The organism is Rhizobium sp. 21-4511-3d, assembly GCF_053522545.1.
Genome location: NZ_JBNWCF010000006.1, coordinates 96676 through 120435, shown reverse-complemented (window position 1 = coordinate 120435; position 23760 = coordinate 96676). Strand labels below are relative to the sequence as shown.

At 62.8% G+C, this 23760-nt stretch carries 21 protein-coding genes; 9 read left to right on the top strand and 12 right to left on the bottom strand.

Features of this window, described 5'->3' with window-relative positions:
• Positions 1-82: 82 nt before the first annotated feature.
• Complete coding sequence (gene eglC / locus ACQZ5H_RS14960; RefSeq protein WP_449098182.1) at positions 83-1501, top strand: endo-1,3-1,4-beta-glycanase EglC; 1419 nt, start codon at positions 83-85, stop codon at positions 1499-1501.
• Between the two features lie 17 nt (positions 1502-1518).
• Here eglC and ACQZ5H_RS14955 read toward each other — a convergent pair whose 3' ends face one another.
• The 6 genes from ACQZ5H_RS14955 to ACQZ5H_RS14930 form a co-directional block, all read right to left on the bottom strand.
• Positions 1519-2865, bottom strand: coding sequence for an amidase (locus ACQZ5H_RS14955; protein ID WP_449098181.1), 1347 nt, complete (start codon positions 2863-2865; stop codon positions 1519-1521).
• Positions 2866-2933: 68 nt separating this feature from the next.
• Positions 2934-4448 carry an ABC transporter substrate-binding protein gene (locus tag ACQZ5H_RS14950; protein WP_449098180.1) on the bottom strand — a complete coding sequence of 505 codons (1515 nt, stop codon included), beginning with the start codon at positions 4446-4448 and terminating at the stop codon, positions 2934-2936.
• An 18-nt stretch (positions 4449-4466) separates the two neighbouring features.
• Entirely contained in the window at positions 4467-6176 is a 1710-nt protein-coding gene (locus ACQZ5H_RS14945; RefSeq protein WP_449098179.1) for a dipeptide ABC transporter ATP-binding protein, read from the bottom strand.
• Positions 6173-7024, bottom strand: coding sequence for an ABC transporter permease (locus tag ACQZ5H_RS14940; RefSeq protein WP_449098178.1), 852 nt, complete (start codon positions 7022-7024; stop codon positions 6173-6175). Before ACQZ5H_RS14940 ends, ACQZ5H_RS14945 begins: the two co-directional genes overlap by 4 nt.
• Positions 7021-7959, bottom strand: coding sequence for an ABC transporter permease (locus tag ACQZ5H_RS14935; RefSeq protein WP_449098177.1), 939 nt, complete (start codon positions 7957-7959; stop codon positions 7021-7023). The genes ACQZ5H_RS14940 and ACQZ5H_RS14935 overlap by 4 nt, the downstream gene beginning before the upstream one ends.
• A 51-nt stretch (positions 7960-8010) precedes the next feature.
• Complete coding sequence (locus tag ACQZ5H_RS14930) at positions 8011-8901, bottom strand: proline iminopeptidase-family hydrolase (RefSeq protein WP_449098176.1); 891 nt, start codon at positions 8899-8901, stop codon at positions 8011-8013.
• Between the two features lie 122 nt (positions 8902-9023).
• Between ACQZ5H_RS14930 and ACQZ5H_RS14925 the strand changes: the two genes are divergently transcribed.
• Together ACQZ5H_RS14925 and ACQZ5H_RS14920 are read left to right on the top strand one after the other, a co-directional pair.
• Complete coding sequence (locus tag ACQZ5H_RS14925) at positions 9024-9806, top strand: LuxR family transcriptional regulator (RefSeq protein ID WP_449098175.1); 783 nt, start codon at positions 9024-9026, stop codon at positions 9804-9806.
• 54 nt (positions 9807-9860) lie between these two features.
• Positions 9861-10775, top strand: coding sequence for a proline iminopeptidase-family hydrolase (locus tag ACQZ5H_RS14920; RefSeq protein WP_449098174.1), 915 nt, complete (start codon positions 9861-9863; stop codon positions 10773-10775).
• Positions 10776-10778: 3 nt separating this feature from the next.
• On the opposite strand, the gene ACQZ5H_RS14915 is transcribed toward ACQZ5H_RS14920, so the two are convergent.
• The 6 genes from ACQZ5H_RS14915 to ACQZ5H_RS14890 form a co-directional block, all read right to left on the bottom strand.
• A complete protein-coding gene (locus ACQZ5H_RS14915; protein WP_449098173.1) occupies positions 10779-12293 on the bottom strand; it encodes a carboxypeptidase M32 in 1515 nt (504 codons plus the stop codon).
• 12 nt (positions 12294-12305) lie between these two features.
• Positions 12306-13313: an ABC transporter ATP-binding protein gene (locus tag ACQZ5H_RS14910; RefSeq protein ID WP_449098172.1), complete on the bottom strand. Its 1008-nt coding sequence runs from the start codon at positions 13311-13313 to the stop codon at positions 12306-12308.
• Positions 13310-14317: an ABC transporter ATP-binding protein gene (locus ACQZ5H_RS14905; RefSeq protein ID WP_130281408.1), complete on the bottom strand. Its 1008-nt coding sequence runs from the start codon at positions 14315-14317 to the stop codon at positions 13310-13312. Before ACQZ5H_RS14905 ends, ACQZ5H_RS14910 begins: the two co-directional genes overlap by 4 nt.
• Positions 14314-15162, bottom strand: a complete 849-nt coding sequence (locus ACQZ5H_RS14900) for an ABC transporter permease (protein ID WP_449098171.1) — start codon at positions 15160-15162, stop codon at positions 14314-14316. Before ACQZ5H_RS14900 ends, ACQZ5H_RS14905 begins: the two co-directional genes overlap by 4 nt.
• On the bottom strand, positions 15159-16097 hold the full coding sequence (locus ACQZ5H_RS14895) for an ABC transporter permease (protein ID WP_449098170.1): 939 nt from the start codon (positions 16095-16097) through the stop codon (positions 15159-15161). The genes ACQZ5H_RS14900 and ACQZ5H_RS14895 overlap by 4 nt, the downstream gene beginning before the upstream one ends.
• Positions 16098-16177: 80 nt before the next feature.
• Positions 16178-17755: an ABC transporter substrate-binding protein gene (locus tag ACQZ5H_RS14890; protein ID WP_449098169.1), complete on the bottom strand. Its 1578-nt coding sequence runs from the start codon at positions 17753-17755 to the stop codon at positions 16178-16180.
• A gap of 173 nt (positions 17756-17928) precedes the next feature.
• Here ACQZ5H_RS14890 and ACQZ5H_RS14885 point away from each other — a divergent pair, with 173 nt between their 5' ends.
• Genes ACQZ5H_RS14885 through ACQZ5H_RS14860 form a run of 6 tightly spaced genes read left to right on the top strand, consistent with a single transcriptional unit; the run spans position 17929 to position 23722 of the window.
• On the top strand, positions 17929-18939 hold the full coding sequence (locus tag ACQZ5H_RS14885) for a GntR family transcriptional regulator (protein WP_449098168.1): 1011 nt from the start codon (positions 17929-17931) through the stop codon (positions 18937-18939).
• Between the two features lie 14 nt (positions 18940-18953).
• Positions 18954-19655: a creatininase family protein gene (locus tag ACQZ5H_RS14880; RefSeq protein ID WP_449098167.1), complete on the top strand. Its 702-nt coding sequence runs from the start codon at positions 18954-18956 to the stop codon at positions 19653-19655.
• Positions 19652-20668, top strand: a complete 1017-nt coding sequence (locus ACQZ5H_RS14875; RefSeq protein ID WP_449098166.1) for a ketopantoate reductase family protein — start codon at positions 19652-19654, stop codon at positions 20666-20668. The genes ACQZ5H_RS14880 and ACQZ5H_RS14875 overlap by 4 nt, the downstream gene beginning before the upstream one ends.
• A complete protein-coding gene (locus ACQZ5H_RS14870) occupies positions 20665-21411 on the top strand; it encodes an SDR family NAD(P)-dependent oxidoreductase (RefSeq protein WP_449098165.1) in 747 nt (248 codons plus the stop codon). The genes ACQZ5H_RS14875 and ACQZ5H_RS14870 overlap by 4 nt, the downstream gene beginning before the upstream one ends.
• Positions 21408-22778 carry a dipeptidase gene (locus ACQZ5H_RS14865; protein WP_449098164.1) on the top strand — a complete coding sequence of 457 codons (1371 nt, stop codon included), beginning with the start codon at positions 21408-21410 and terminating at the stop codon, positions 22776-22778. Before ACQZ5H_RS14870 ends, ACQZ5H_RS14865 begins: the two co-directional genes overlap by 4 nt.
• 26 nt (positions 22779-22804) lie before the next feature.
• The gene (locus tag ACQZ5H_RS14860; protein WP_449098163.1) at positions 22805-23722 is read left to right on the top strand and encodes a succinylglutamate desuccinylase/aspartoacylase family protein; all 918 of its coding nucleotides are present in this window, start codon (positions 22805-22807) and stop codon (positions 23720-23722) included.
• The last annotated feature ends 38 nt before the right edge of the window (positions 23723-23760 follow it).

Genomic DNA, 23760 nt, shown 5'->3' with positions numbered 1-23760 from the left:
GTTTGTAGTCGCGCCGGATTGCGCGAAAAGCGGCTGAAAGCCGATCTCAAGCGGCCAGCCAGAATCCACCGAAGGAGCTGAGATGACCACTTCTATCGTGAACGCCGTCGGCAGACCCCTCTATTACAGCGGCTCATCGACCGCATGGTTCTCCGCAACCAAGGCCGGCCCGGTCCAGACGGGCACGGCGGGCAATGACTCCATGTGGGGCGACAGCGCCGTGAAAGTCTCCATGCAGGGCGGCACCGGCGATGACATCTATTACCTCTATTCCGCCAAGAACACCGCGGTGGAGCAAGCCGATTCCGGCACGGACACGATCAACACCTGGATGGACTACACGCTGCCCGAAAACTTCGAGAACTTGACGGTGACGGGCAACGGCCGCTATGCCTTCGGCAATGACGGCGACAATATCATCTCCGGCGCCTCAGGCAGCCAGACGATCGATGGCGGCGCGGGCAACGATGTGCTGATCGGCGGCGGTGGGGCGGATACCTTCGTCTTCAACCACGGCAGCGGTAGCGACCTGATCACCGATTTCCGCGCCGACGACGTGATCCGAATGGACAGCTTCTCGTCCTTTGCCGATCTCGTCGCGCATTCGACGCAGGAAGGAGCCGATGTGCGCATCGACACCGGCAACGGCGAGAGCCTGGTTCTCGCCAATGCCGATATCGATCAGCTGAGCGCCGCTCAATTCCAGCTGACGCTCGACCGCTCGCATCTTTCGCTCTCGTTCAACGACGATTTCAACAGCCTGTCGCTGAGAGATGGCGATCAGGGCACTTGGGACGCCAAGTTCTGGTGGGCGCCGGAGCGCGGCGGCACCCTGAGCGGCAACGGCGAGCAGCAATGGTACATCAACCCGTCCTACGAACCGACGGCATCCGCCAATCCCTTCAGCGTGAACGACGGCATCCTGACGATTTCCGCCAACCCGGCATCGGCGGCATTGCAGCAGCAGATCGACGGTTATGACTACACATCGGGTCTGCTCAACACCCATTCCTCCTTCTCGCAGACCTACGGCTATTTCGAAATCCGCGCCGATATGCCGGATAATCAGGGTGTCTGGCCAGCCTTCTGGCTGCTGCCGGAAGACGGCTCATGGCCGCCGGAGCTCGATGTCGTGGAAATGCGCGGCCAGGATCCGAACACGGTCAACGTGACGGTCCATAGCGACGACGGCGGATCGCACATCATCGATTCAACGCCGGTGAAAGTCGCAAGCACCGAGGGCTTTCACAACTACGGCGTCCTCTGGGACGAGGACCACATCACCTGGTATTTCGACGACGTCGCCGTCGCCCAGGCAGATACCCCCGACGACATGCACGACCCGATGTACATGCTCGTCAACCTCGCCGTTGGCGGCGCCGCAGGTTCACCCGCCGATGGCCTAGCGGGAGGCTCGGAGATGAATATCGATTATATCCGAGCCTATGAACTGACCGACAGCACGGTGCCGCCGGAACCGGCGGTGGAGTTTTATGTGTAGGTGACTAGCACCAGCCTCTAAGCGCGGGACGGCTTTCGCCATGCTGCGAGCGCCGTCTCTACGCCGAAGGCGATCTGCAGCAGGCGGTGGTCGGCGCCGAGCGGTCCGGTCAGTTGCAGGCCGAGCGGCAGGTGGCCGTCCATGCCGGAGGGAATGCTGATCGAGGGCTGGCCGGTCATGTTGGCGAAGCCGCTGGAGAGCATTTCGCCTTCCTCGCCATCCTCGGTGAATTCAGGATCCTCGACCGGGGACGGAAAGGGGACGCTTGGGCCGATCAGCACATCCACATCACCGAAAGCGGCTTCGACGGCATTGCGCAGTTCGGCACGGAAACCCTGGGCGCTGAGATAATCGACGGCTTTCGCCTCGAAGCCGGCTTCGACCTGTGCCCGGGTGCGCGGTGCATAGCCCGCCGGATTTTCGGCGTGGAGTGGTGCGTGGATGACGGAAGCCTCGGGCAGGATGATGCGGCGCAGTTCGGAATTGGCGCGGGCGAGTTCCGGAATGTCGATCTGCTTGACGATGGCGCCAGCCGCGGCGAGACGATCGAGCGCCCAGGCAAGATTGGCGGCGACCGCCGGTGTCAGTTCCGGGCTTTCGCAGTGAAAGCGCACCGCGCCGATCCGGATGCCTGATACCGATGGCGGGGTCAGCGGCAGGGGAGTGGCGCTCAGCGCTTCGAGCAGCAGCGCCGTATCGGCGACATCGCGGGCGAGCGGCCCTGCATGGTCGAGCGTCCAGGACAGCGGGAAGACGCCGTCGAGCGGTACGAGGCCGAAGCTCGGCTTCAGTCCGGCAATGCCGCAATAGGAGGCCGGGATGCGGATCGAGCCGCCGGTATCCGTGCCGATCGCCAACGGCACGATGCCCGCGGCAACCAGCGCCGCCGACCCGCCGCTGGAGCCGCCGGAGGTGCGTCCGGTATCATGCGGATTGTTGGTCTGTCCGATATCGGGATGGGCAATGCCATAGGCATATTCGAGCAGGTTCGCCTTGCAGAAGATGATCGTGCCGGCCTGCCTCAGCCGCTGTACCAGCAGAGCGTCTGCGTCTGCGATAACAGGTGCCCGTACCTTGCTGCCATAGCCGGTCGGCGCGCCTTCGACCTCGATCAGGTCCTTGATCGCAACAGGAATGCCATGCAGCGGACCGCGATCGTTACCGGCGCGCAGCTCTTCCGCTGCCCGCTTGGCTTCTGCCAGTGCCGATGCGTCCAGCCGGTGGGCGACGGCGTTGAGGCTGGGTTCGAGCGCCTCGAGCCGCTGAAGCGCGGCGGTGACGACATCGACTGGCGACAGCGTGCCGGCGCGATAGGCGCGCCCGAGTTCGCTCACGCTCAAAAAGGCGGTTTCATCGGTAGCCATCGCCCGCTCCTCCAGGAAAGACGTTCCGCCGCCCGTCAGCGGCGGAACGCGGTGTTCAGCTCTATGCCTCAGTTCTTGACCGTGTCTTCCAGGAAGAAGCGGCCGAGCGGGTTCTGGTAGAAATTCTCGACGTTCTTGCGCGCCACGTTGATGTAGGGGCTGTAGTAGAGGTCGATCCAGTTGACGTCGTCCTTCGCCGTCTTCTGCAGGTCGACATACATCTGCTCGCGCTTCTTCGGGTCGAGTTCAAGGCGGGCCTTGGCGACCAGTTCCTTCACAGCCTCGTTCTTGTAGTTGGTCGAGTAGTTGTTGTTGGAGTCATGGCCGAGCACGAAGGTGGTCTTCTGGTCCGGGTCGAGGATGTCGTTGGTCCAGTAATTGACCGAGATGTCGTAATCACCGGCAACCGTCATGTCCCATTCCTGGCTCGGATCAACCTTCTGCAGGTTGGCGGTGATGCCGGCCTTGGCGAGCTGCTGCTGCACGAGAACCGCGGTCTGCTCGTCCACTTCGTCGCCGGCGCGGATGAGATAGTTCAGCGTCAGGTTGGAAACGCCGGCGTCGGCCAGCATCTTCTTTGCCTTTTCAGGATCATAGGGGCGCTGCAGGTTGTCGGCGTAATAGTAGAGGGCGCCCTTCGGGATATAGGAATTGGCAACGGTACCCTGGCCGAAGGTCACGGCATCGACGATCGCCTTCTTGTCGATGGCGAGATCGAGCGCCTGGCGAACCTCCTTCTTGCCGAGATCTCCATGGGCATGGTTGATCAGCAGGTGATCTTCGCGGGTCGACGGATCGATGAGGACGTTGAGGTTGGCATCCTTCTTCATTTCCTCGACGCGCGAGAAGGGCACGAAGATCGCCGCATCGAGCTGGCCAGCCTGGACGTTCAGCATGCGGGTGTTGTCGTCGGGAACCGAGATCCACTCGACGCCGTCGAGCTTGACGCGGTCGGCCTGCCAGAAGTTCGGGTTCTTCTTCAAGATAATACGGTCGCCGCGGCGCCATTCGTCGACGGTGAAGGCACCGGATCCGATCGGCTTTTCGGCATAGGCGTCAGGCCCCAGCGATTCCATGCCTGCCTTGGAGATGACCGAGGCGTTCGGCAGTGCCAGCGTCGACAGGAACGGCGCCGATGGGTTTTTGAGCTTGATCGTCAGCGTGTGCGGATCGGTAGCGACGGCGGTGTCGATCACCTTGTAGCTGTCGCTCCAGAGCGAGCCCGCGTCGTCGCGGATGCGCAGCAGGCTGAAGGCGGCGTCTTCGGCCGTCAGCGGCGAGCCGTCGGAGAATTTCGCGTCGCGGATCTTGAAGACATAGGTGAGGCCGTCTTCCGAGGCGGTCCAGCTTTCGGCAAGGCCGGGCTCCAGCTTGGTGCCAGTCTTGTCGACGCGCACCAGCACGTCATAGACGTTGGAGAATACCCAGTTGTCGATGTTCTGAGCCGTCTTGATCGGATCGAAAGTCGTCGAGTCCTCGCGGCGGCCGATGGTGAGGACGCCCGCTGCTTCGGCATAGCTTGCCGTCAGCGAGAGGCCGGCGATGAATGCGGCAAGTCCGATTGATTTCCACCTGTTGGTCATGTGCTGTTCCCTTCTTTGTTATGGTATGCGTTTGGCAGGCTGAGCCGGCATCGACGGCATGTCTTCCCCGATGCTGGAGCCGCCGAGAAGCGGCCGGTCGGGATCGATGTCGGGAATGGCGGCGATGAGCGCCGCGGTATAGGGATGTTTCGGCCGCGAGAAGACCTCTTCGGAGAGCCCCTCCTCGACGATTTCGCCGTGATACATGACGACGACGCGTTCGCAGAGATTGCGAACGATCGCCAGATCGTGGGCGATGAACATCAGCGTCAGGTTCATCTTCGCCGTCAGTTCGCGGAACAGCGCGATGATCTGCGCCTGGATCGTCACATCGAGCGCGGCGACGCACTCGTCGGCAATCACCAGCTTCGGATCGACGGCCAGCGCCCGGGCGATGCCAGCGCGCTGGCACTGGCCGCCGCTCATGCTGCGCGGCTTGCGGTTGGCGAATTCACGCTCCAGCCCGACAAGATCGAGCAGTTCGCCGATCCGTGCCGGAATGCCGGCGACAGGCACCTTGCCTTGAACCTTCAGCACTTCGCCGAGCATCTGGCCGATGGTGAGCCGCGGGTTCAGCGCATTATAGGGATCCTGGAAGACCATGGCCGCTTCGCGTCGCAGCTTCGCAAGGCCGGCGGTTCGTTGCTGCGCCAGATCGATGCCGTCGAAGGAGACGTGGCCTGCGGAAATCGGGGTCAGGCCCAAGATGGCCCGCGCCAGTGTGCTCTTGCCGCTGCCGGACTCGCCGACGATGCCGATCGTCTCGCCGGGCATGACGCGCAGGCTGACACCGGCTACCGCACTCACGGTCTTGGTGCTCGCCTTGAACAGGCTGCCGCCGGTCTTGAAGCGAACATGGAGATCGTCGATTTCGAGCAGCGGGCGAACGGCTGTCTCGGCTGGCGCGATCACGGCTACGGGCGGTGCCGCCTCATCGGGCATCGAGGGGTGGCTGTTGATCAGGTTGATCGTGTAGGGATCCTGCGGGCGCGACAGGATCGTCCGCTTCGGCCCCTGTTCCAGGAGCTTGCCGTTGCGCATCACCGCGATGCGGTCGCAGGTCTGGGCGACGATACCGAGATCGTGGGTGATGAGGATGATCGACAGGCCGCGCTTGTCGCGGATATCCATCAGGAGCTTCAGGATCTGCGCCTGGATCGTGACGTCGAGGGCCGTCGTCGGTTCGTCGGCGATCAGAATTTTTGGGTTACACGAGAGTGCCACACCAATCATGGCGCGCTGGCGCATGCCGCCGGAAAACTCGTGCGGATAGCTGTCATATTGCCTGGCGGGATGGGGAAAGCCGACCTGCGTCAGGATTTCGACGGCGGCGGCCCGCGCCTCTCTTGCGCCCAGTCCCTGATGATAGCGGATGCCCTCGGCGATCTGGTCGCCGATCCGCATGACGGGGTCGAGATGGCTGGTCGGGTTCTGGAAGATCATGCCGATCTCGCCGCCGCGCACCTGAAGCATTTCGGCATCGCTGACGGCGGTCAGATCGCGGCCTTCGAGAAGGACCGTGCCCTGCTCGATCTTGATCAGCGACGACGGCATCAGCCGCACCAGCGAGCGGCAGAGCAGGCTCTTGCCCGAGCCGCTCTCGCCGACGAGGCCAAGGATTTCGCCCTTGGCGAGATCGAGCGCGACGTTGTCGATCAGCGTTCGCGTCCCGCCGTCGAGATGGACCTTGACCGTCAGGTCGCGGACGGAAAGCACGGACGCGCTCATTCGTGAACCCCAAGAAGTTCGCCGAGCGCATCACCCAGCATGCTGAAACCAAAGGCGAGGCAGACGATCGAAAGGCCCGGGAAGAGGGTGATCCACCATGCCGTGGTGATGAAGCTCTGGCCTTCCGCGACCATGACGCCCCATTCGGCGAGGGGCGGTTGCACGCCGAGGCCGAGATAGCTGACCGCTGCACCGCTCAGCAACACCAGCGTGGCGTCCGACATCGAGAAGACGATCGAACCGGCAATGGCGTTCGGCAGCAGATGGCGGAACATGATGCGCGTGCGGCTGAAGCCGAGGCTGACGGCGGCGACGGCATAGTCGGAGCTTTTCAGGACCAGCATCTGCGCGCGGATCAGGCGGGCATAGGAGACCCAGCCGACCAGCGCCATGGCGATATAGAAGCTGCTCAGTCCCGGTCCGAGGATGGCGATGATCGACAGCATCAGCACCAGGAACGGGAAGGCCAGAATGATATCGACGATGCGCATGAAGGTGGCATCGACGATGCCGCCGAAGAAGCCGGCGACGGTGCCGACCGTCGTGCCGATAAGGAATGGGAAGAGCACGCCGATGACGGCGATCTGCAGGTCGATGCGGGTGCCCCAGATGACGCGCGAGAGGATGTCACGGCCGAAATTGTCCGTGCCGAACAGATGCGCCAGTGACGGGGCCTGCAGCCGGGCGTCGGCATTTTGCAGGATCGGGTCATAGGGCGCGATGATGGGGGCGCCGATCGCCAGCAGCAGGAAGAATAGCAGCATGCCGGCGCCGATGACCAGCGTCAGGCGGCGGCCGAAGAAGCGGCGCCAGGCAATTGGTGCGGGGGAGAAGGTGCCGACACTCATAGTTTCACCCGCGGATCGACGGCGACGGTGACGATGTCAGCCAGGAAATTGACGAGAACGGTGGCGCAGGCGAATGTCATGGCGACGCCCTGAACCACCATATAATCGCGCGAGAAGATGGCGCGCACCAGAAGCTGGCCCATGCCGGGCAGGGCAAAGACGCTTTCGACCACAACGGTGCCGCCGATCAGCCAGCCGATATTGACGGCGAGCAGATTGATCGTCGGTACCAGCGAATTAGGCAGCACATGGCGCCAGAAGACGATGCTTTCGGGCATGCCGCGGGCGCGGGCAGCCGTCGCCACATCGGATTTCAGCGCTTCGATCATCGCCGAGCGCAGGCTGCGGGTCAGCACCGTCGAGAGCGACAGCGCCACGGTGAGGCTCGGCAAGATCAGATGCGAGAGCTTGTCGCCGAGCGTGGTCCCGTAACCGGAGACCGGCAGAATGCCGAGTTCGACGCTGAAAAGGATGATCAGCATCAGGCCGAGCCAGAATGGCGGAAAGCCGATGCCGAAGGTGGAGATGACGCGCACCGCATGGTCGGGAGCGCGGCCGGCATTTCGCGCCGCAATCGCCGACATCGGCACGGCGATCAGGATCGACAGGATGACGCTTGTGAGAACCAGCGCGATGGTCGGCTCGATGCGGGTGGCGATCAGCGGCAGGACATCGATCTTGTAGAGGATCGACTTGCCCATCTCGCCATTCGAGAGGTTTTTCAGGAAGTAGAAATATTGCAGCCACATCGGCTGGTCGAGGCCGTATTGGGCGCGGATATTGGCAAGAGCGGTCGGTGTGGCGCGGGTGCCGAGAATATTGCGGGCCGGGTCTCCGGGGATCAGGCGCACGAGGATGAAAATGATAACGCTAATGCCGAAAATAACAGGCAGAAACTGAAATGGACGGGTCAATATGAATTTATAACGATGCATGGCGGCGCTGGCCCCCCTGTCTTCGCCGGGCTTCGATCTCGCTACACTGCATCAGCTTGCCCCATGCCGCGACAGGAAATCGAGCAGCGCCGGATAATAATCCTGCGGGTTCTCGTAGAAGGGCATGTGGCTGGCATTGGCGAAGACCTTGAGTTCGGCATTCGGCAGAGCCAGTTTCATCCTGAGCGCGCAGGCCGGCGTCAGTTCGTCGTGTTCGCCGGTGGTAATCAGTACCGGGACAGTCACGCGCGGCAGGTCGGGAATGCGGTTCCAGTCCTTCAGATTGCCTATATAGAGAAACTCGTTCGGCCCCTGCATGGTCTCGTAGGGACCCATGTTCCAGTCGTCGAGCGAGCGGCGCACGGGGGCGGGCCACTCCGGCAGGCGGCAGACGTGGCGATAATTGAGGATCGTCACCGCCGCCAGATATTCCGGGTGATTGTAGGTGCCCTGCGCCTCATGCTTCTGCATCATCGATACCGTTTCCGGACCGAGTGCGGCGCGCAGCCGCTCCAGCTCCGAGATCAGATGCGGCATGTCGGCGACGGTATCTTCGAGGATGAGCGTCTGGAGGTTTTCGGGATAGGTCAGCGCATAGTCGATCGCCAGCCAGCCGCCCCAGGAATGGCCGAGCATATGGACCTTGCCGAGGCCGAGCGCCTTGCGCACGGTCTCCGTCTCCTCGACATAGCGGCCGATCGTCCAGAGCGAGACGTCGGTCGGGCGGTCCGAAGCGCCGGTGCCGAGCTGGTCGAAGGCGACGACGCGGTAGCCCTTGTCGATCAGACAGGAATGGGCTTCGCGCAGATAATCGCAGGGCAGGCCGGGGCCGCCATTCAGGCAGAAAACCGTTTCGCTTCCGTTGCCGAAGCTGTAGGCTACGACCTTGTGGCCGTCGACCTCGATTTCATGTCGCGCCTCAGGCTCGATTTCACGCCACATTGACCGCTCCGGCAGAAGATTTCGCTTGCTCAATAATTGGGCATGGCTAAATTTTTATCTTAAACCGCAGTCTTTGCCAGCTATAAGAAGTGATAGGTGGTGAGCCACCGATGGAGCCTGCCATGCTTGACGAGATCGGCACGATCAGACGGCAATTCTCAGCCCACCAGACGCTGGAGGGGCGGATCGACCAGGTTTTCGAGGCCATGAAGGCACTCGGTTTCGAGGCCCTGATCTACGACTATACGCCGGTGCCTTACGATCTCGACGGCGAGGTAATGATCCCGTCGCTGCTGAAGCTGCGCAACATTTCCGAGGACATGCGGGAGTATTGGTTCGACCGCGGCTATTTCCGTATAGACCCGGTGCAGCAGGTGGCGCTGCGGACGTCAGCGCCGTTCTACTGGAACTATGACGCAGACGCCGACACGCCGATCAGCCGCTTCATGAGCGCCGATACGGCGCCTGTGACCCGCTTTCTCAACGAACGCGACATGTCGACGGGTGTGACCGTGCCGGTCCATATGCCGGGCGGCGACTACGCGACGGTGACTGGTATCCGCTTTGGCGCCAATGGCGATTTCGAGCGGCATGCGCTTCGCTATATCGCCGATTTCAATCTCCTGGCGCATGTCTTCCACGAGGCCGCCTTCTCGCTTTTCGATGCCGAGGCCCGCAGCGTCGGCAAGATCCGTCTAACGGAGCGCGAGCGCGAATGCCTGCGCTATTCCGCCGAAGGCCTTTCGGCCAAGGAGATATCGCGGATCATCGACCGGTCGGTGCCGACCGTGGTGATGCATCTGAACGCCGCGGCCAAGAAGCTCGGCGCCCGTAACCGCACGCAGGCGGTCGTGCGCGCCACGCATTACCGGCTTCTCGACGATCGTCCATCCTATAACTTCTGATAGCTGCCTTCGGCTTTGCGCCGCCGCTATGCTTTTTCCATCATTGCCCCCACGATGGAGACGCCAGTGGCCGCCGTTCAGACGACAGAAGCCTATCTGCCCTTTCGCGATTACCGCACCTGGTATCGCATCACCGGTTCACTGGATTCGGGAAAGCTGCCGCTCGTGGTCGCTCATGGCGGTCCCGGCTGCACGCACGACTATGTCGATTCCTTCAAGGGTATCGCCGCGCTCGATGGCCGTGCCGTCATCCATTACGACCAGCTCGGCAATGGTCATTCGACGCGGCTGCCGGAGAAGGGACCGGATTTCTGGACGCCGGCGCTGTTCCTCGAAGAACTCGATACGCTCCTGAAGCATCTCGGCATTCAGGACCGCTATGCCTTTCTCGGCCAGTCCTGGGGCGGGATGCTCGGCGCAGAACATGCGGTGCGCCAGCCGAAAGGCCTGAAGGCTCTCGTCATCGCCAATTCGCCCGCCAACATGCATACCTGGGTCGCGGAGGCCAATCGCCTGCGTGAAGAGCTGCCGCAGGATGTGCAGGACACGCTGCTGAAGCACGAAGAAGCCGGAACGATCACCGATCCCGAATATATCACCGCCTCGCGTGTCTTCTACGACCGGCATGTCTGCCGCGTCACACCCTGGCCGGACGATGTGGCGCGCACTTTCGCGGCCATGGACGAGGACAATACCGTCTACCGCAACATGAACGGCCCGACGGAATTCCACGTCATCGGCACGATGAAGGACTGGACAATCGAGGACCGGCTGCCGCTGATCGAGGCGCCGACGCTGCTGATCTCCGGCAAACACGACGAGGCGACACCGCTCGTGGTCAAGCCCTATGTCGACCGGGTCAAGGGCTGCGAGTGGGTGCTCTTCGAGCATTCCAGCCATATGCCGCATGTCGAGGAAAAGGAGCTTTGCCTCGCCACCGTCTCCGGCTTCCTGTCGAAATACGATTGACGATCACGCGGTGAGATCGTCGACTTTGCGTGCGAGGTCGGCGATATAGGCCGTGGTCGACAGATCCGATCCCGTCGCATCCATCAGCAGCTGGCTCGCGCTCTTCGAGCGGCCGAACTGGTGGACATTGTCGTTCAGCCAGGTCTTCAGCGGCAGATAATCGCCGCTTTCCAGCCCGTCGGTGATGGCGCGCTCCTTGGATGCGGCGGCGAAGAACTGCGAGGACATGATGTTGCCGATCGTATAGGTCGGGAAAGAGCCGACCATGCCGGAGGACCAGTGGACGTCCTGCAGCACGCCGAGTGTGTCCGTCGGCACGTCGAGGCCGAGATAGGCCTTGATCTTCTCGCGCCAGATCGCCGGCAGCTCACTCACCCGGATGTCGCCCGCCATCAGCCCTGCCTCGATTTCGGAGCGCAGCATGATGTGCATGTCGTAGGTCAGTTCATCGGCCTCGACGCGGATGAAGCCGGGGCGGGCGGCGTTGACGGCCCGCCAGAAATCCTCGGGCGTGACGTCCGAGAGCTGGTCGGGGAAGGCCTTCTGCAGGTCGGCGAAGTTCAGTTCCCAGAAGCGGCGCGACCGGCCGACTCGGTTCTCCCAGAGGCGCGATTGCGATTCATGGGTGCCGAAGCTGCTGCCGCCGACGGCGTAGAGATTGACGAAATCGGTGGTGAAGACCGAGCGGCTGAATTCCTCCGATATACCCTGCTCGTACATGCCGTGACCGGCCTCGTGCCAAACGGCAAACAGGCCGCCCGGCAGCCAGGTCTCGCGGAAGCGGCCGGTGATGCGCACATCCGAGCGGGTGAAGGAAATCTCGAAAGGATGGACGGTGTCGTCGAGGCGGCCGCGGTTGAAGTCGTAGCCAAAGCGGCTGGAGATCAGGCTGGAGAAGGCGCGCTGTTTCTCGACCGGATAGGCACGATCAAGGATTTCGGAGCGAACGTTCGCGTCCTTGGCCCGTGCAAGCAGCGGAAGCAGGCCGTCGCGCAGCTCTCCGTAGATGGCCTGTAGCCGCGACCAGGTCATACCCGGCTCGTAAGTGCCGACAAGCGCGTCATAGGGATGCTCGGCATAGCCGATCGCTGCAGCGATATCGCGCTGCATCTCCATCGTCCGTTCCAGCATCGGCGCGAAGGCTGCGAAATCATTGGCGGCGCGCGCTTTGCTCCAGGCAGCCTGGGCAACGGTCTTCAGCTCGGCCGCGTCGCTGACCAGCTTTGCCGGAATGCGCGATAGCGTGCCGATCGCTTCGGCGGCCTGCTCGACGGCAAGCCTGCGGCGGTCGCCGGGTTCGGTGCCCTTGAGTTCGGCTCGTGCGTCCTCGATGGCGCGCTGAAGGCCGTCGCCGGTCGCGAGATCGCGGGCGAGGCCGACCAGCGTGGCGATCTGCTTGCCGCGGGCATCGACACCGCCCGGAGGCATCATCGTGCGGGCATCCCAGGTCAGCAGGTTCACGGCGCAGAGCACGTCGTTGATCCTGGCGATCTCAGCTTCGAAACTGGCGTAGGTCATTGTCTCAAATCCTCATTGCGCCGTAGGAGCGCCGAAATCCTCGATGTGGCAAGCGGCGAGCTGGCCGTGGCCGCGCGGCGTCAGAAGCGGGCGTTCGATCCGGCAGCGGTCGAAAGCATGCGGACAGCGGCTGGCGAAGGCGCAGCCGGGCGGAACGTCGAGCGGGCTCGGCAACTCGCCGCGGGCGGCAACCGTTCGGCTGCGGCGCGACGGGTCGAGTTCCGGTGCGGCATCGAGCAGCGCCTTGGAATAGGGGTGGCGCGGCGCGGTGAAGAGGGCTTCCGAGGTGCTGACCTCGACGACCTGGCCAAGATACATGACCGCGACGCGATGCGAGATGTGCCGCACCAGTCTGAGATCATGGGCGACGAAGACGACAGTCAGATGCAGCTGTTCCTGTAGTTGGAGCAACAGGTTGACGACCTGCGCCTGCACCGAGACATCGAGCGCCGAGACCAGTTCATCGGCCACGATCACATCGGGCTCGACCGCAAGCGCTCGGGCAATGCCGATGCGCTGCCGCTGGCCGCCGGAGAACTCGTGCGGATAGCGCGCCGCGGCATCCTGCGGCAGCCGCACCAGCTCCAGGAGTTCGGCGATCCGGTTCGGGATCTCGGCCTTTGGCCGCATTCTGTGGACGGAGAGCGCTTCGCCGAGGATCTGCTGCACCGTCATGCGCGGATTGAGCGAGCCGTAGGGATCCTGAAAGATCATCTGGACCCGCCGGTTGAAGGCACGGCGCTCGCCGCCGCGCAGGCGCGCGATGTCTTCGCCCTCGAAGCGGATCGCCCCGCCATCCGGTTCGTGAAGCCGCACCAGGCAGCGGGCGAGCGTGGACTTGCCGCAACCGGACTCGCCGACGATGCCAAGCGTTTCTCCGCGGTGAATCTCCAGGGTGACGTCACGCAGCGCCTGGACGGCGAGCGGTGGTTTGCCCTGCAGGCGCCGCGTCAGCGAATAGGGGCCGGCAAAACGCTTCGAGATGCCGTCGATGGAGAGGATGGGGATGGTCGCGTTCAAAGGATCGCCTCCGCTGCGGCCACCTGGCTGTGATGGAAACATGCGGCCGCCCGCCCTGGAGCGCCCACCGTTTCCAGCGGCGGCCGTTCCTTCAAACAGCGCTCGGTCGCAAAGCTGCAACGCGGATGAAAGGCGCATCCTTCGGGCAGGTTGGTCAGGCTTGGCGGCGTTCCCTCGATGGACTGGAGGACAGTGCGGGCCGCACCCGAGCGCGGCACGGAACCGAGCAGCCCGCGCGTGTAGGGATGGTGCGGCTGGCGGAAGACATCGGCGACCGTCCCGGTCTCGACGATCCTTCCGGCATACATCACGGCCATCCGGTCGCAGGTGGCGGCAACGACGCCGAGATCGTGGGTGACGAGCACGACGCTCATCGACAGCCGGTCGCGCAGGTCCAGCAGCAGTTTCAGGATCTGGTCCTGGATGGTGACGTCGAGCGCCGTTGTCGGTTCGTCGGCGAGCAGCAGCTTGGGCGAACAGGCGAGCGCGATGGCGATCATGGCGCGCTGGCGCATGCCGCCGGAAAACTGGTGCGGATATTCCTGCAGACGCCGCTCGGCGGCGGGAATGCCGACGATGTTCATGAGTTCGAGGGCGCGCGCCTTGCGGTCGCGGGCGCTCAATGTGGTGTGGGCAACGAGGTTTTCCTCGATCTGCACGCCGACAGGCAGAACCGGATTGAGCGCCGTCATCGGCTCCTGGAAGATCATCGCGATCTCGCCGCCGCGCACCTTGCGCAGTTCCTCTGCCGGCATGGCGACCAGATCGCGCCCACGCCACTCGACACGGCCGCTGACATGGCCGGGCTCGCGGATCAGGCGCATGATGGAGCGCAATGTTACGCTCTTGCCGGAACCGGATTCACCGACCAGACCAACGACTTCGCCCGGCGCGACGTCGAAATCGACATCGGCGGCAGCGATCGCCTGGCCGCGCGGCGTATCGAAGGTCGTCGTCAGGCCGCGCACGATCAGTCCGCTGTTTTCGCTGGCTGCGCCCATCATCGTCTGACCCTCAACAGTTCGGCGACACCGTCCCCGGCCAGGCTGAAGCCTAGACCGGTGAGAACGATCGCAACGCCCGGGAAGACCGAAATCCACCAGGCGGTGTTCATGAAGTTCTTGCCGTCGGCGATCTGCACGCCCCATTCGGCCGCGGGCGGCTGGGCGCCGAGGCCGAGATAGCCGAGGCTGGAACCGAGCAGGATGGCGAGCGCCATGTCGGTCATCCAATAGACGATTGCCGGTGTGATGGCGTTCGGCAGCAGATGGCGGAAGACGATGCGCAGCGGCGCGTAACCCATCACCTTGCCGGCATCGGCATAATCGAGCCGCTTCTGCACCTTGATTTCGGCGGCGACTAGCCGGGCATAGAAGACCCAGCCGACGACGCCGACGGCGACATACATGTTGCCGAGGCCGGGGCCGAGCACGGAGACGATGGCGATCACCAGCACGAGGAAGGGGAAGGTGATGGTCGCATCGACGATACGCCCGAAGATCGCCTCCCAGATGCCACCGGCATAGCCGATGAAGGCGCCGATGATGGTGCCGAAGATGAAGGGCCCGATCGTCGCGAAGACGGCGATCTGCATGTCCAGCGTATAGGCATGGATGACGCGCGACAGCACATCCCGGCCGAAACTGTCGGTGCCGAAAGGATGGGCCCAGCTCGGCGGCTTCAGCAGCGCGTTATAATCGAAGGCGACAGGATCGTAGGGGGCAAAGAGCGACGGCCAGATCGCCACGATCAGGCTGAGGCCGAGAATGATGCCGCCCCAGATCAGCGAGCGGGGTGGCTTGCGCCACTGGACGAGGCTGTGAGCGGCTTTGGCCGCGGGCGCGCTCATCGGGCAATCCTCGGGTCAAGCCAGGCCTGGACGATATCGGTGACCAGGAACGTGAGCGAAACCAGGATGGCCAGCGCGATGGTCAAGCCCTGAAGGACCGGGTAGTCGCGGCCATAGATGCTGTCGATCAGCAGGCGTCCGGCGCCGGGAACGGCAAAGACCGTCTCGGTAATCACGGCGCCGCCGAACAGCGAGCCGATCTGCAGGCCGAACAGCGTCACAGTGGAGATCAGCGCATTGCGCAGGATGTGGCGGATCAGGATGACGCGCGACCGGAGGCCTTTGGCGGTGGCGAAATCGACATACTCGGCATTCATCACGCCGATGATCGAGGCGCGCAGATTGCGCATCAGCACGGCGGCGAAGCTCAGCGCTAGCGTGAGGGCGGGCAGGAAAAGGTGGTAGAGCCTGTCGCCGAAACTGTCGCCGTAGCCGCCGACCGGGAAGAGCTTCAGCTGTGCGGCAAACACCGTCAGAAGCACGATGCCAACATAAAAGACCGGCATCGAAAGCCCGACCTGGAATGTGCCGCGAATGATGCTGTCGGGCAGCTGCTCGCGCTTCAGCGCTGCAACGAAGGCAAGCGGCACGGAAAGGACGAGCGCGATCACTGCCGACATTAAGGTCAGCATCAGGGTGACCGGCAGGCGCTGCAGGATCAGCGACATGACCGAAACCTTTAGGCCGATAGAATTGCCGAGATCGCCGGTCACGATGCGTTCGACATAATAGAGAAACTGGACGGGGAGCGGCTGGTCGAGACCGAGCTGGCGATTGATGCGTTCGACATCGGCATCGAGCGCGCGATCACCGAGCATGGCGCTGGCGGGGTCGCCGGGCAGCAGGCGCACGAGAACGAAAGTGACGATGAGAATGAAGATCACCGTCGGGATCATCTGCAGTATGCGGCGGATAATAAAACTGAAAAGGGGCAATAGCCGCTCCTGGTCTTCCTCTGGTCGAAAAAGGCCGCGGGCCTCGCTATGAGGCCCGCGCAGCAGGCTGGGGTCAGGCGTTACTTGTCCTTCCAGGTCTTGGCGAAGATGTTGTTGCCAAGCGGGATCTGCAGGAAGCCGTGAACCTTCTTGCTTAGAGCGACCGGATAGGGCGTCTCGTAGAGCGGCACGATCGGACCCTGATCGTTGTAGATCTCCTGCATCTTTGCATATTGATCGGCGCGCTTCTTCGGATCCATTTCCTTCTGCGACGCTTCGAAGAGCTGGTCGGCCTCGTCGTTCTTCCAGCCGCTATGCAGCGCGTCGATCGTCTTGGAATAGACGAAGTAGGAGGTGATTTCGTTCGGGTCGGCGATATCGTCGGTCCAGGCCGCGTTGCGCATCACGAACGTGCCGTCTCGATACTGCTGGGTGCGGGTCGGGTTGTCGACCTGTTGCAGCTCGAGCTTGATGCCGATCTGCGCCCACATCTGCTGCAGCGCCGTGGAGATGCCGACTTCGTCCTGGTTGCCCGCAAGCACGAGAATGCTGGTCGAGAAGCCGTTTTCGAAGCCCGCTTCCTTCATCAGGCTCTTCGCCTTCTCGATGTCATAGGGATAGAGCGGCTTGTCGCCGACATGCAGCGGCGTTGCCGTCGACATGTAGGACGTCTGCGGCGTGCCGACGCCATGGGTGACGATCTGGATGATCGCGTCCTTGTTGACGGCATAGTTCATCGCCTGGCGCACCTTGACGTTGGACAGCGGATTGTCCTTGCCGCCAAGCTGTGGGCGCACGTTCAGGGTAATGTATTCGACGCGGGTCGACGGGAAGAGCGCCATGTCGAGATTGCCGGCCGACTTCAGCTCTTCGACGCGCGAATAGGGAATGAATTCGGCGCCGTCGATTTCGCCAGAGGTCAGCTTGAGAATGCGGGTGGCATCATCAGGAATGAGCTCGAAATCGATCCCATCGAGATAAGGCAGCGGTTTGCCGTCCTCACCCTTGCCCCAGTAATATTCGTTGCGCACCAGCTTCATGCTGGAGCCGCGATCCCATGATTTCAGCATGAACGGGCCGGAGCCGACGGGATGCTCGGCGAAGGCCTTGGCCTTTTCCTCCTCCGTGGCACCCGGCGATGCCTCGAATGTCTTCTCGGGCAGGATGCCGGTGTTGAAGACGGTGAGAGCTGCCAGAATGGCTGGATCGGGATGCTTGAGCTTGATGATGACGGTCTTGTCGCCTTCGGTGGTCACGTCATCGATGGACTCGATCATGAAGCCCCAGATGCCGTTGTCCTTCTTGGAGGCGCGCTTCAGCGACCAGGCGACGTCGCCCGGGGTGATCGGGGAGCCGTCGGAGAACTTGATGCCGTCGCGCAGCGTCAGCGTCACGCTCATGCCGTCGTCAGCAAGCTTGTAGGCGCTGGCGAGACCCGGCTGTACGCCCTTGCCGTCATCGGTTGGCAGAAGCAGCGTGTCGTAGAGGTTGGACAGGATCCAGATATCGACATTGGCGTCGTTCAGCACCGGATCGAGAAACAGGCTGTCGGCATAACGGCCGTAGACCAGCGTGCCGCCCCGCTCCAGGGCAAATGCAGACACACCGGTGCTCAATAGAACTGCAGCGGCAATGGCCGCCCGAGCGATCATTCTCATGGCATTCCCCTTTTATATTTGGTCTGACTGTTATTATTGGCTATAACGATTTCACGCCAAAAAATGACTGTCAACCAGTTTTTATCCAGCAACCCTAAGACGCTTCGCTTGCCTGCAAGCGGATTTCGAGCTAACCGTTATATATAAATAGAACAGCTAGCCGAACGGGTTTCATGGACTTCTTCATCGACCGGGATTTGCCAGTTCCGCTGCGCACGCAGCTTCAGGGCCTTATCGAATACGGTATCGCCTGCGGTGAACTGGCGCCCGGCGAAGCGCTGCCATCAGTCCGGGATCTGGCGGAAAAGGTCGGAGTGGCGCCGATGACGGTGAGCCAGGTCTATGCCGATCTCAAGGCTGCGGGACTGATCGATACGCGTCCCGGTTCCGGCACCTTCGTCAGCGACAGCCACCAGGCGCGGCTTGCGGCGCGCGCTGATACCACCGATCTGCATCTCCATATCGACCAGTTGATCGACGAGAGCCAGCGGCTCGGCATCCGCACTGCCGACCTCGTCTCGCTCGTCAACGCGCGGGCCTTCTACCGAGACAGCATCGGTCCGCGGCTGCGGATCGTCATAATTGGCATCTTCCAGGATGCGACGGCGAGTTACGCCCGCTTCATCGCCGCGCGTCTCGGCCGCGAGGTGACGGTGGAGCCGCTGACGGTCGCCTCGATCGAGCGCGATCCGGCCGCCAAGGCGCGGGCCAATTCCGCCGACCTTGCCGTGACGTTTGCGAACCGGCATCGCGAAGTGGCGACGCTGGTTGCCAATACAAAGGTGGTGACGATCAGCTTCACGCCATCGGAGGAGACGCGCCGGGCGCTGGCCTCACTGGATTCGTTGGCCTCGATCGCCGTCGTCTCCCGTTTCCCGGATTTCCTGCCGATCATGAAGAGCGGCGTGCAGCGCTTCGCCCCGCATGTCAGCGAGATCAGCGCCACGACGCTGGAGGCCCAGGACCTCGAAGAGCTGCTCTCGAAGGTCTCGGTGGTCATCTACGCATCCGGCGCTGAGAGCGTCACCGGCCTGCTGCCCGAGGGCGTGCAGGCGATCGAATACCGTCATGCTCCTGATACCGCCGATATCGAACGGGTGATCGTGCCGATCATCCGTGCTGCGGGCGTGCAGGCGCAGGGCGAGGAAAGCCCGAAACGGAACGAAGCCGACGCGAAGGTCTAGGAAAGGCAGATGCGATGAGATTATCGGAAACCAACTGGCAGCAGATCGAAGCCTATCTGAAGACCGATGACCGGGCGATCCTGCCGCTCGGCAGCACCGAGCAGCATGCCGGCCTGTCGCTTTCGGTCGATTCCATCCTGTCCGAGAAGGTGGCGGCCGATGCGGCGGCACCGCTCGGCATTCCGGTGTTCCCGGTCGTCGCCTATGGCATCACGCCGTATTTTCTCGCCTATCCCGGCACGATCAGCATCCGGCAGGAGACCTATATCCGGCTGGTGCGTGACATTCTCGATGGGCTGAGGCTGCAGGGTTTCCGCCGCATCCTCATCGTCAACGGTCACGGCGGCAATCAGCCGGCGGGCAGCATGGCGATCGAGTGGATGGCCGACAATCCCGACACGGCCGTCAAGTTCCACAACTGGTGGAACTCGCCCAAGACCTTCGCCAAGGTGCAGGAAATCGATACGGTCGCCTCGCATGCCTCCTGGATGGAGAACTTCCCCTGGACGCGTCTTGAAGGTGTCAAGCAGCCGACGCAGCAGAAGCCGATGATCGATCTGGCCCGCATGCGGGTGATGTCACCCGATGCCGTGAAGGCCTATCTCGGCGACGGCAATTTTGGCGGCTATTACGAGCGGCCTGATGAGGAAATGCAGGCAATCTGGGATGTGGCGGTCGAAGAGACGCGCGCGCTTCTCGAAGGAGGCTGGGCGTGAGCGATCCGATCCTGATCTGGGGCGCGGGCGCCATTGGCGGCACGCTCGGCGCAGCCTTCATCCGGGCCGGCCATGAGGTGATCTTCGTCGACAACGTCAAGGACCATGTCGATGCCATTAATATGAAGGGGCTGAAGATCGTCGGCCCGATCTTCGAGGATGTGGTGCAGGCGAGAGCCTGTCTGCCCGAAGATCTCAAGGGCACCTACAGCCGGACATTCCTCTGCGTGAAGGCGCATCACACCGAAGCGGCAGCCAAGATGCTGGTCGAGCATCTCGCCTCCGACGGCTATGTCGTCTCGGCGCAGAACGGTCTCAACGAGCGGGTGATCGCGCGGATCACCGGCGAAAACCGGGTCATCGGCTGCTTCGTCAATTTCGGCGCCGACTATCTGGAGCCCGGCGTCGTCCAATATAGCGGTCACGGCGCCGTGGTGATCGGCGAGCTCGACGGGCGGTTTACGGACCGGGCCGAAGATATCTACGACCTGATGAAGCAGTTCGAGCCCAAGGCGCTGATCACCAACAACATCTGGGGTTTCCTCTGGGGCAAGCTGATCTACGGCGCGCTGCTCTTCGGCACGGCGCTCACCAATGACAGCATCGCCGATGTGCTCGACGATCCGGTCGCGAGACCGGTGCTACGCAAGCTGGCGCTCGAAGTGGCGACTGTCGCGGCCATCAACAATATCCGGCCGGAAGCCTTCGACGGTTTCGATCCGGCAGCCTTCGGGCCGTTGGCGACGCCAGAGCAGACCAGCAAATCCTTCGACGACATGTCGGTGCACAACCGCAAATCGGTGAAATCGCATTCCGGCATCTGGCGCGATCTCGCGGTGCGCAAGCGTAAGACCGAGGTCGATGCGCAGGTGCTGCCGGTGGTCGAGATCGGCAAGGAATCGCGGGTGCCGACACCGCTTGCGGCCCGGGTCATCGAGATGATCCACGAGATCGAGGACGGCAAGCGGCCGCTTTCGATGGAGAATATCGAAGAGCTTGCGAGGCTGGCATGAACATTTCCTTCCAAGGAAAGACGGTTGTCGTGACCGGGGCGGCGCATGGCTTCGGCCGCTCGATTGCCGAGGGGTTTGCAAGCCGCGGTGCGCGGGTCCATGTCTGCGACGTCAATGCGGCGGGGCTGGCGGAGACGGTAAAGCTCTGCGGTGACAGGACGAGCGCCCATGTGCTCGATGTCGGCAATCGCACCGATGTCCAGGCACTGGTGCCTGGGTTCGGCGATGTCGATATTCTCGTCAACAATGCCGGCGGCGTGCGTGGCCAGGTCGGCCGGCCGATCGAGGAGATATCCGAGAGCGACTGGCAGGGGATCTTCGACGTCAATCTGTCCGGCGCCTTCTTCATGTCGCAGGCCGTCGCGCCTGTCATGAAGAAGCGCAAGTCCGGCCGCATCATCAATATTTCGAGCGGCGCCGGCCTCGGTATTTCACTGACCGGCATCCAGGCCTATGCCAGCGCCAAAGCCGGGCAGATCGGCCTGACGCGGCAGCTCGCCCATGAACTCGGCCCCTGGGGCATTACCGTCAACAACGTCGCGCCCGGCTTCGTCCGCTCCAACCCGACGACCGAGCGGCAGTGGGATGCGATGGGCGAGGAGGGGCAGGCGCGGTTGTTGCAGAACATTGCGCTGAAGCGCCTCGGCATACCGGAAGATATTGCCGCCATGGTGATGTTCTTTGCCTCCGATTATGCCGGCTGGGTTTCCGGCCAGGTCATCAGCGTGGATGGCGGCAAATGAGCGTCGAGGCCCATCTTGAAGAGAATTATCCGGCAGCCCTCGAAGACCTGAAGGCCTTCTGCCGGATCCCGAGCGTCAGCACCGATCCGGCCTTCATCGATGGGATAAATCAGGCGGCCGCCTTCGTGGTGGAGCGGCTGCGGAAAGCGGGCTTCGCTTCGGTGGAGACGCTGCCAACCGGCGGCCATCCGGCCGTCTATGGCGAGATCATCGCCGATCCCAAACTGCCGACCTTCCTTGTCTACGGCCACTACGATGTCCAGCCACCGGACCCGCTGGAGAAATGGCAGACCCCGCCCTTCGAGCCGGACGAGCGCGATGGCAGGCTTTATGCCCGCGGCGTCTCGGACGACAAGGGGCCGTTGCTGATCCCGATCCTCGTCGCCGAAGCCTTCATGCGCGTCGACGGCAAGTTGCCGGTCAATCTGAAGGTGCTGATCGAGGGCGAGGAGGAATCCGGCAGCCCACATTTTGCGTCGACGCTGGAAAAGTATCGCGAGAAGCTCCGCTGCGATTTGGTGCTCTCGGCCGATGGCGCCATGTGGCGGCCGGACAAGCCATCCATCACCGTCGCAAGCCGTGGTCTGGCTGCCCTCGATATCACCGTGACGGGCGCGGCCAAGGATCTGCATTCCGGCCGCCATGGCGGCAGCGCGCCGAACCCGATTTCTGCGCTTTCGGCACTGCTTTCCTCAATGCATGGCCCGGATGGCCGGGTGAGCGTCGAAGGTTTTCTCGATGGTGCGCCACCGCCCGATCCACGCATCCTGACGGCGATCGACGCCTCGAATTTCGACAGTGCCGCCTATTACCGCGAGATCGGCGTTGCCGGTGGCGATCCGATCGATACCGGCCGCGAACTGCTGATCCGCCAGTGGCTGGAGCCGACGCTGGAGTTCAACGGCATCTGGGGCGGCTATCAGGGCAAGGGCACCAAGACGGTCATCCCGAATACGGCTGGCGCCAAGATCACCTGCCGTCTCGTTGCCGGACAGAAGCCGGATACGGTTATCGTTGCGATCACTCGCCACCTGCAGCAGCGCCTGCCGAAGGGTTTCCAGCTCGAAATCCATCGCCATGGGCCGGGCAGCGAGGCCGATTTCGTCGATCCTGATCTGCCGGCGCTGAAAATTTCGGAAGAGGTGCTGGGCGAGTTGCTCGGCCAGAAGCCGCTGCGTGTTGCCATGGGCGCGACGATCCCGATCGGCAGCGCCTTTCGCAAGCATCTCGGCTGCGCGGCGATCTTCTTCTCATTTTCGACGGCGGATGAGGATTACCACGCACCGAACGAATTCTTCCGGCTGTCGAATTTCAAGCTGGGCATGCGCGCCTGGACAATGCTGCTGCGGCGGCTCGCCGCCGCCTGAGACGATCTAGTGATGGAGGATAAGCGATGACCGCCCTGCCAGCCTTGAGGACCGGAAAGCCCCGATCCGAATTCGGCCATATCAAGCCGACGGCGGAACTCGAAATCCCCTATGCAATCATCGAAGGAGCCGAAGCGGGGCCATGCCTGCTGGTCACCGCGGGCGTTCATGGCTCGGAATATTGCTCGATCGAGGCGGCCGTGCGGCTGATGAAGACGCGGCCGGAGGAGATCAGGGGCACGCTGCTCGTCTTGCCGGTCCTCAATGTCGAGGCCTTTCACCGGCGAAACATCTACATCATGCCGCAGGACGGGAAGAACCTGAACCGGATGTTCCCCGGCAAGCCTGACGGCACGACCAGCGAGCAGCTTGCCCACTGGCTGGTCACAGAAGTCTTCCCGAAGGCCGATGCCTATATCGATTGCCATGGCGGCGATCTCGACGAGGGCCTCGAACCCTTCACGATCTTCCCGGCCGGTTGCGAGAAATCGCAGGCGCTTGCTGCCGCATTCGGCATCAAGATCGCGGTCGCAGCCGGCGGTTCGGGCTATACGGTCGATGCCTCTCACAAGCTCGGCATTCCCAGCATACTGCCAGAGGTCAGCGGCAACGGTCTCTGGGGCGAGGCGACGGTGACGCAGATGACCGACGGTATCCGCCGGGTGATGCAGCATATCGGCATGCTCCCGGGCACGGCGCAGGTAACCAAGCTTGACGTCGTGACCATGTGGGTGCCAACCGCATCCGTCAAAGGTCTCTGGTATCCGGCAAAGGATCTCGGCGACCCAGTGATCGAAGGCGAGGTGCTTGGCGAAATCAGGAACGTCTTCGGCGAAACGCTGGCCACCATCCGCTCGGAAAAAGCAGGCTTCATTCTCTACCGGCTGACCAGCCTGTCGGTGAACGAGAAGGAAGCGCTGCTGGGCGTCGGGACACCGGTCTGACGCCCGCGCATCACGGAACCGTCACGCGAGATTAAATT

Excerpts from the sequence above, each read along its gene's own strand:
- ACQZ5H_RS14890 (WP_449098169.1), bottom strand. The coding sequence starts at position 17,755 with ATGAGAATGATCGCTCGGGCGGCCATTGCCGCTGCAGTTCTATTGAGC.
- ACQZ5H_RS14945 (WP_449098179.1), bottom strand. The coding sequence starts at position 6,176 with ATGAGCGCGTCCGTGCTTTCCGTCCGCGACCTGACGGTCAAGGTCCAT.
- ACQZ5H_RS14885 (WP_449098168.1), top strand. The coding sequence starts at position 17,929 with ATGGACTTCTTCATCGACCGGGATTTGCCAGTTCCGCTGCGCACGCAG.
- eglC (WP_449098182.1), top strand. The coding sequence starts at position 83 with ATGACCACTTCTATCGTGAACGCCGTCGGCAGACCCCTCTATTACAGC.
- ACQZ5H_RS14905 (WP_130281408.1), bottom strand. The coding sequence starts at position 14,317 with ATGATGGGCGCAGCCAGCGAAAACAGCGGACTGATCGTGCGCGGCCTG.
- ACQZ5H_RS14950 (WP_449098180.1), bottom strand. The coding sequence starts at position 4,448 with ATGACCAACAGGTGGAAATCAATCGGACTTGCCGCATTCATCGCCGGC.
- ACQZ5H_RS14880 (WP_449098167.1), top strand. The coding sequence starts at position 18,954 with ATGAGATTATCGGAAACCAACTGGCAGCAGATCGAAGCCTATCTGAAG.
- ACQZ5H_RS14925 (WP_449098175.1), top strand. The coding sequence starts at position 9,024 with ATGCTTGACGAGATCGGCACGATCAGACGGCAATTCTCAGCCCACCAG.
- ACQZ5H_RS14915 (WP_449098173.1), bottom strand. The coding sequence starts at position 12,293 with ATGACCTACGCCAGTTTCGAAGCTGAGATCGCCAGGATCAACGACGTG.
- ACQZ5H_RS14900 (WP_449098171.1), bottom strand. The coding sequence starts at position 15,162 with ATGAGCGCGCCCGCGGCCAAAGCCGCTCACAGCCTCGTCCAGTGGCGC.
- ACQZ5H_RS14940 (WP_449098178.1), bottom strand. The coding sequence starts at position 7,024 with ATGAGTGTCGGCACCTTCTCCCCCGCACCAATTGCCTGGCGCCGCTTC.
- ACQZ5H_RS14920 (WP_449098174.1), top strand. The coding sequence starts at position 9,861 with ATGGAGACGCCAGTGGCCGCCGTTCAGACGACAGAAGCCTATCTGCCC.
- ACQZ5H_RS14955 (WP_449098181.1), bottom strand. The coding sequence starts at position 2,865 with ATGGCTACCGATGAAACCGCCTTTTTGAGCGTGAGCGAACTCGGGCGC.
- ACQZ5H_RS14865 (WP_449098164.1), top strand. The coding sequence starts at position 21,408 with ATGAGCGTCGAGGCCCATCTTGAAGAGAATTATCCGGCAGCCCTCGAA.
- ACQZ5H_RS14870 (WP_449098165.1), top strand. The coding sequence starts at position 20,665 with ATGAACATTTCCTTCCAAGGAAAGACGGTTGTCGTGACCGGGGCGGCG.
- ACQZ5H_RS14930 (WP_449098176.1), bottom strand. The coding sequence starts at position 8,901 with ATGTGGCGTGAAATCGAGCCTGAGGCGCGACATGAAATCGAGGTCGAC.
- ACQZ5H_RS14860 (WP_449098163.1), top strand. The coding sequence starts at position 22,805 with ATGACCGCCCTGCCAGCCTTGAGGACCGGAAAGCCCCGATCCGAATTC.
- ACQZ5H_RS14935 (WP_449098177.1), bottom strand. The coding sequence starts at position 7,959 with ATGCATCGTTATAAATTCATATTGACCCGTCCATTTCAGTTTCTGCCT.